The organism is Campylobacter sp. 2018MI10 (genome assembly GCF_018501175.1).
In the GTDB taxonomy this organism is placed as follows: Bacteria; Campylobacterota; Campylobacteria; order Campylobacterales; family Campylobacteraceae; genus Campylobacter_E.
Genome location: NZ_JAHCZD010000001.1, coordinates 195,954 through 203,630, shown reverse-complemented (window position 1 = coordinate 203,630; position 7,677 = coordinate 195,954). Strand labels below are relative to the sequence as shown.

General features: G+C 26.6%; 6 protein-coding genes. All 6 read right to left on the bottom strand.

Features of this window, described 5'->3' with window-relative positions; all coding sequences use genetic code 11:
- A partial coding sequence (locus tag KJR01_RS01025; protein WP_214116000.1) for a hypothetical protein occupies nucleotides 1-442 on the bottom strand: 442 nt, incomplete at its 3' end.
- Nucleotides 443-565: 123 nt separating this feature from the next.
- Nucleotides 566-1,510: a hypothetical protein gene (locus KJR01_RS01020; protein ID WP_214115998.1), complete on the bottom strand. Its 945-nt coding sequence runs from the start codon at nucleotides 1,508-1,510 to the stop codon at nucleotides 566-568.
- A 269-nt stretch (nucleotides 1,511-1,779) separates the two neighbouring features.
- Entirely contained in the window at nucleotides 1,780-2,739 is a 960-nt protein-coding gene (locus KJR01_RS01015) for a hypothetical protein (RefSeq protein WP_214115996.1), read from the bottom strand.
- Nucleotides 2,740-2,811: 72 nt separating this feature from the next.
- Entirely contained in the window at nucleotides 2,812-5,724 is a 2,913-nt protein-coding gene (locus KJR01_RS01010) for a molybdopterin-dependent oxidoreductase (RefSeq protein ID WP_214115993.1), read from the bottom strand.
- Nucleotides 5,717-6,739 (bottom strand): NrfD/PsrC family molybdoenzyme membrane anchor subunit, encoded by a 1,023-nt coding sequence (gene nrfD, locus KJR01_RS01005; RefSeq protein ID WP_214115992.1) that lies wholly within the window; start codon nucleotides 6,737-6,739, stop codon nucleotides 5,717-5,719. The genes KJR01_RS01010 and nrfD overlap by 8 nt, the downstream gene beginning before the upstream one ends.
- Nucleotides 6,736-7,482: a sulfate reduction electron transfer complex DsrMKJOP subunit DsrO gene (dsrO, locus tag KJR01_RS01000; protein WP_214115989.1), complete on the bottom strand. Its 747-nt coding sequence runs from the start codon at nucleotides 7,480-7,482 to the stop codon at nucleotides 6,736-6,738. The genes nrfD and dsrO overlap by 4 nt, the downstream gene beginning before the upstream one ends.
- Between the last annotated feature and the right edge of the window lie 195 nt (nucleotides 7,483-7,677).

The following is a 7,677-nucleotide window of genomic DNA, read 5'->3' as shown; positions in this document are numbered from 1 at the left end:
CTGAACCATCTTTAGTTGGCTCTATATATAAAGCAAATGCATAGATAGTATAATCAATTTCTTTTTTATCTACTTCTCCATCGTTATTTCTATCGGCTGCTAAAAAATTACTCTTATACGCTACATCACTAAACCACCCAGCGACAAAACTTGCTGCATCTTTATCTAAAATAATGCCTTTGCTAGTATCAATGAAATTATCTTCATTAAAAAATTCTTTTAATCTATTAATATTCTTGTCACTAAGTTTTACTCCGATATTGCTTTCATCAAATTTAAAAAATACATTGTAATTTTGCTCTTTATTTGTCTTAATCTCAAAATTATTTTTATTTATATTATCTTTTAAATTGCTAATATCTTTAGTATTTAATTCTTTAGTTTTAACATTATCAGCCCAAGACATTGCTATATTTTTTACTTGCGAGATATCTATTTTCATAAGTTTTCCTTAAAATTAATACTTTTAAAATTAATTGGTTTGATTTTAATTAATACTATCATTATTTTATTTAATATTTTGATATATTGTAACTTTTAGTAATAATTAATTAAAAATAAAAAATTAAACCTTAATATCAATTAATTTTGTATCGCTTAAATCTTTTTTAAATTCTTTTGTAAAATCTATAAAATCACTTAATTTATCATTTGTAATTAACTCTTCTAATTTATCTTCGCTTATTTTTAAATTAATATTAAAATCTTTTAAGAGTTTCTTTTCATCATTTGTTAGACTTTTTAGGCCTTGATTTTTAAGTTTTGCTAAGGCTGCTAATTTTTTTAATTCTTCTAATTCTTTCTCTTTTAATTTATCTGTATTTGCAATCTTATATAAGCTAATAAAATCATTATTATTTTTATTATTAGATACTTCTATGTTATCTTCAAAATATCCCTTTTCGCCTACATTTAGAAATTCGCCAAATGTAATAATACCATCAAGATTTTTATCATTATTTAAACTAGCATTTAAAGCATAGCTAATATCAGCATAGTATTCATCATTATCTGCTAAAAATTTACTCTCTTCATAGCCTTTTACATAATTAGTGATTATATATTCACCTTTATTATCTCTTCTATATTCAAGCCTTTCAAGTATAAAGTTTAATGTCTTTTTTCCTTCTTTATTGCTTAGCTCCCCATTACCATCAACATCAGCTTCAAGGAATTTTCGTTTATAAGCAATATCACTAAACCACCCAGCTACAAAGCTTGCTGCGTCTTTATCTAAAATAGTGCCTTTACTATTAAAAATGAAATTATCTTCATCAAAAAATTCTTTTAATCTATTGATATTATTTTCACTAAGTTTTACTCCGATATTACTTTCATCAAATTTAAAAAACACATTGTAATCTTGCTCTTTATTTGTCTTAATCTCAAAATTATTTATATTTATTGCATTTTTTATATTGTATAAATCAAAGGAATTTAAAGAATTTGAATTAATTTTATCTTGCCAAGCTATAGGCGTATTTAAATAGTTTCCTAGATAATGTCTCATAAAAAATCCTTTAAAATTATGACTAAATTAGATCTAGCTAATTAATCAAGACATTTTTAAAATCATATAGCTATTTTTTACACTTAAAAAGCAATATTAAAGCACTAATACTTTTTAAAATATGCACTAACATTCGTAATGCAAATTAAGTTAATACATTAAAAAATGATTTGAATTATTATAATTTGATTTTAATTAATACTATTATTATTTTATTTAATATTTTGATATATTGTAACTTTTAGTAACAATTAATTAAAAATAAAAAATTAAACCTTAATATCAATTAATTTTGTATCGCTTAAATCTTTTTTAAATTCTTTCGTAAAATCTATAAAATCATCTAATTTATCGTTTGTAACTAATTCTTCTAATTTATTTTCACTGATTTTAAGATTAAGACTAAAGTCTCTTAAGAGTTTCTTTTCATCATCGCTAAGCACGTCTAAACCTTGATTTTTAAGTTTTGCTAAGGCTACTAATTTTTTTAATTCTTCTAATTCCTTTTCTTTGAATTTATCTATATTCATAATTTTATAAATATTACCACTATCAATTTTAATTCGCTCATCACTTGATTTACAATCAGCTGTATATTTATGAATTTTATTTTTACCATCAGCTCCTAAATATTCGCCAAATGTTATTATTCCATCAAGGTTTTTATCATCATTTAAACTAATATTTAAAGCTTTACTAATATCCATACTCTCGCCATCTGGTAAAGCTACCATACTAGGTAAATATGTGCCTATGATTGCACTTGAGATTATTTCTTCTTCAAGTGTCTTTTCATTTACTACTATTTCGGCTGCTTCGCTAAATACCGTAAATGTATATTTAAATTCCTTGCCCGTTAATTCTCCATCGTTATTAATATCAGCTGCTAAGAGATTTTCTCTATAAGCAATATTGCTAAACCATCCAGCGACAAAGCTTGCTGCGTCTTTATCTAAAATAGTGCCTTTATTATTAGCAATGAAATTATCGCTATCAAAAAATTCTTTTAATCTATTTAGATTTTTTTCATTTATTTTTACACCTATATTATCACCATCAAATCTAAAAAATACATTGTAATCTTGCTCTTTATTAGTCTTTATCTCAAAAATATTTTTCTCACAATGATAATTTAAATCTTTTAGCTCTTTTTCTGTTAGCTCGTGCTTTTTAACATCAATTTTCCAAGCTATTGGCATATTTTTACTAGCACTTATATCGTGTATCATAAATAATCCTTTAATATTTATTTAAAGGATTATAGTTTATTTAGGATAAATAATTTAATCAGTTTAAATTCTTTAACCTAAGCTTGAGATTTTTTCTATAATTACGCCAAATCCTTGTCTTGCTACAGAGCCTACGACAAAATCACTAATTAAGGCATTTTCTCCACGAATAGTATCATCAGGTATTATATTTGAGATACTAACGCCTGTTCTTTTTGAAATATTTTTAGCAATTAATTTCCCATCAATATAAAAATCACTAGCACCTTCGCCACGCCTAGCACGAGAATGCTCAATTCCTACTGCTTCTTTATGAATTCCTTTTCTAGTTTTTAATATTCCTATTATTTTTTTATCATCTCTTATAACTTTGATTAAATCCTTATCTTTAAGACCTAGTTTTGCTGCTGTATCTTCGTGTAATTCAATGTAGTTTGAATATTTTAAATGAGTTAGTTTTGAACTAGCAGCAACTAAACTTGAATATATATTTGATTTATACGAAAAGGCTTTTAGATTTAACTCATCTAATGTGGTATTGTTTTTAAATCTTTGTTTTACAAAATAAGGAACTCCACTATAATTTTTCCCAGTTAAAGAATCCTTAGTAAGTGCTAAATCTTCGTTATAAATAGCTACTTCTTTTTTGTATGTTTTTGCTAAGGCGTTTTTGTTATATGCTTTGTTTTTGCTTTCAAATTTTCCACCCCTTGCCATACAAAATAAAGCTTTTTTATAGTGTTTTGGGCTAATTTCTTTTAATTCTTGAATGAATGGTAAGTCCTTTATCTCATCTTCGTTTATTTCATAATCAAATCCACCATCAAGCGCAACATTTATAAAACTTCTTAAATAATAATCACTCGGCTTATCAAGGTCAAATAAATTACCTTCACTATCGCTAATTGCATTTTTGCCAAATCCTGCTAAGCCTAATTTTTTGCCTAATTCAATTATAAAGCTATCCATACATACGCTTTCATTATTACTAAACTTAACATTAGGAGAATTTAAAATAGGAAATCTAAAATGACTAGCTTTACTCAAAGCACCACCCCAAGGATTAACAACACCCCAAGTCTCATACATAACGCTATCAGGAACTATATAATCAGCAAACATACTTGTTTCGTTTATGAATGGGTCAATTGCTATGAATAATGGTATTTTAGAGCTATCTTTTAAAGAATTTTTAACATTATTCATATTACTAGCATAAGCAATATTAGCATTCCAAGAAAGCAATATATCTATTCCGTAAGGATATTTTAATGCTGCATTTGTGATTGCGTCGGTGCAAATTGCATTAGTTAGTGGATACCAAGGTAGTTTTGATGGATAAGGGTTTTCGTTGTTTTTGATTTTGTTTTTATATTCGCTAGTTGCTTCATAAGGTTTTTTAGTTTTATCAACCCTAATTCCACTAGGTTTAATTTTGCCTTTATATTTTGCTAATTCAAATTCTCCTGATAAATCATTATATTTACCCCCACCAGCACTCATTCCACCAATTTTATTTAAATTCCCAAGCAAACCAACTAATTCTAAAATAGCATAAGCTGTATAAAATCCATTAGTTTGCATAGTCCCGCCGTGCAAGTCAAATGCTACTTTATTTTTATATTTTTTGATTTTTTCTAATAAATATTCATAATCTTTTTTACTAACGCCACTATTTTGCAACAAATCATCTAAAGAATTTGAATTGACACTTTCTTTTAATTTGATAAAACTTGTTTTAACCTTTATTGCTTCATCATCTAAAGTTATTATTCCATCATAATAAATATTAGCTTTTTTACAATCTTTTGCACTTATTAATCCTTGCTCGTTAATGACCATAATTTCATTATTAATTCTTAAAAATTCTCCTTTTTTATAGTTTTTATAATCATCTTCAACTACTAAATAAGCAGCATTAGAAAAACTTACATTGTTTTCATTTAAATTAGTATAAGATAGATATTCTTCATCATAAATTTTTTGATTTATTACATCTTGTAATAAGGCTAATGCTAAAAACAAATCCCCACCAGGCTTTATAGCAATCCATTTTCCTACGCTAGATGCACTTGAAGTAGAATTTGTAAGTATTGGGGTTATTGTTGCGTATTCTAAATTATTGCTTTTTCTATTTGCTATTTTTAATCCTTGTCTTTTGAAAGGATTTCCAGCTTGAGCAGGAGCACTTGCGAAATTAATCAAAAACTCGCAATTATCAAAATCAGGTTTTAAGTGTGGGTATTTATCAAAATCATTTAAAAAAGCAGCCATTCCAGCTCTCATAGAAAGACCGCAAGTTGCTGTGTGTCCGTGAAAATTGATAGTTCCGAATGATTTTTGAAATCTTTCTTGAAAGAAATTCTTTCTTCCTTCATCGCCTGTTGCGATTATACATAATCCATTTGCTTTCTTTCCAAATTCAGGAGCATTTTCATCTATTAAATCAGTATGATTATAAACTTCTTTAAATCCTTTTACATAGCCTTCATTAAACAAATCTCCGCCATTTACTATCTCATCTAAAAATTTATCAGGCTCAATACTTTGCCATTTATTTTCTCCCCTTTTTCCAACTCTTTTTAGTATTTTAGTTACCCTTGCTTTATCATTTAATTTATCAAATACTAAATTACCCCTAGCACAAACACTTGAATGGATTTTGCCTTGATTTGTGAGTAAATAACTATCTTTTATACTAGTATTCATATTAAGCCAAGGGTCGCTTGATAATAAACTATATGGATTGCCAATAACTTTTAAAACCTTATTATCTAATACTTTTACCCTAACACCACAATGAGTAACGCAACCATTACAAACACTTGAATAATACTTGCCGATTTTTGGATTTAGGCTATTTGCATATATGCTATCGTTTGTTTTTGTTTGTGGTTTTATGATTTTTTGTATTGTTTCATTGTAAAAATAAGCCCCTGCTATGCCTGTTATCCCTGATGCTATTAAAAACTTTCTTCTACTCACTTAATTCTCCTTTTATTTGTTTTTCTAATATGCTTACTAAAAGACAAAACAAACTTATGCAAATTAGCCAATTGCCAAATACAGAACCTAAACTATCACTACCTAAGATTTTTGGTGTGTATGTTAAAAATCCACTCATAATTTTTGGCATAGAATTTCCTGCAAAAACTACATTAAATTTAAAGCTAAAGCTATAAATTATCATAGATAAAAATGCAAGTAATAAAAAGAATTGATTGTTTTTTAATCTTGTAAAAAGATTTATTAAAATAATAAAAATTAAGCAAAACTCAAGTATGAAAATCTCATAAAATCTAGCCATAAATACATATTGATATAGCTCTTTAATTTCTTTATTAAAACCAAGCATAAAGCTAAACCAAAATAATCTTAATAATAAATCACATACTATTAAAGCACTAGCAAGTCTTATAAAGATAAAAAGATTGATTTTATAATTTATGATTTTTGAATATACAAATAAGACTAAAGCACATATTCCAACACCGCCTACACCGCCATTTGCAGCAAATAAAAGTGGTAAAACAGGTGTATTCCAAAAACTAACTCCAACACTTGTTCCTAAAATATATCCAGTGTATAAAGGAATGCAAAAAGATACAATAAGTATGATTATTCCTAATTTTTTAGTATTTTTATTGTTAATATGCTTATATGCTAATAGTATTAGTAAAATAGGGTAGGTTATAAGTAATATAATTCCTATTTTCATAGCTGAAGTTGATAGATTACCCCAGCCATTTAAAAAGATTTCAAAAACTCTGCTAGGTTGTTTTAAATCATCAATTAAATTAAAAGGAATTGCACATAAACAAACAAAAGAAATTATCATTGAAAATAGGGCAATATTTTTGTAGTTTTTCAATCCAAATACTAAATATAAACTAGCACATAAAAACGCTCCAAAACTAGCTCCTGCTATGAAAAAATCATTCACAACATCTAAAGCCCAAGTTCGCTGAACGCTAAAACCTTCTAAAACTACAGCACTCATTTTATTCTCCATTCTTCTTCTAAAGCCAAATCAAATTCTTTTGAAATATCTTGAAACATTTTATGATTAGGATTGATTTCATTTAATTCATTGTCTAAATTAATATAAAAAACTTGTGGTTTAGTCCCAAAATTTTGCTTTAAAACACTTGTTGGATAATCTTTTAATATTTGTGAAATTTCACTTGAACTATCATTTAAATCGCCAAAAATTCTAGCCCTACCAACGCAGGTTTGAACACAAGCTGGTAATTCATTATTATCTATTAAATGCACACAAAAAGTGCATTTATCAGCTACTTTTGTATTTTTATTAATAAATCTTTTATCATAAGGACAGGCATTTACGCAGTAACTACAACCCCAGCATATTTCATTATCTACTAATACTATTCCATCTTCTCTTTTAAAAGTTGCTCCTATAGGACAAACGCTTACGCAAGGTGGATTTTCGCAATGATTACAAAGTTCTGGCAAAAATGCCTTAAATACTTCATCGCTTTTGCTTAATTCATATTCAGTAACAAATGTTCTAAATTGTTCGTGGGGGACTTGATTTTCATTGATACAAGCAGCAGTGCAAGCTTGACAGCCGATACATTTTCTAAGGTCAATTAGCATTGCATAGCGTTTTTTGCTATCTCCTATATATCTTTTATCTTTTTTATCTATTCCATTATTTTTTAGGCTAAAAGCATAACTTGATGAAGCTAATGTGGTTGTAATAAATACTCTTCTATTCATATAAAACCTTTTTAATTTAGATTTTAATGAGTATATTTTTTGATTGTATAATTAATGTTAAAATTTAATAATAAATTAAGGTTTAAATATTATTGCCTAATTTTGGTTTGTTATTATCAATAAGTTTATATATAAATTTTATATAAATTTTTATAAGAATTTAATAACCATTAATATTTTTTTAAACCTACCGAT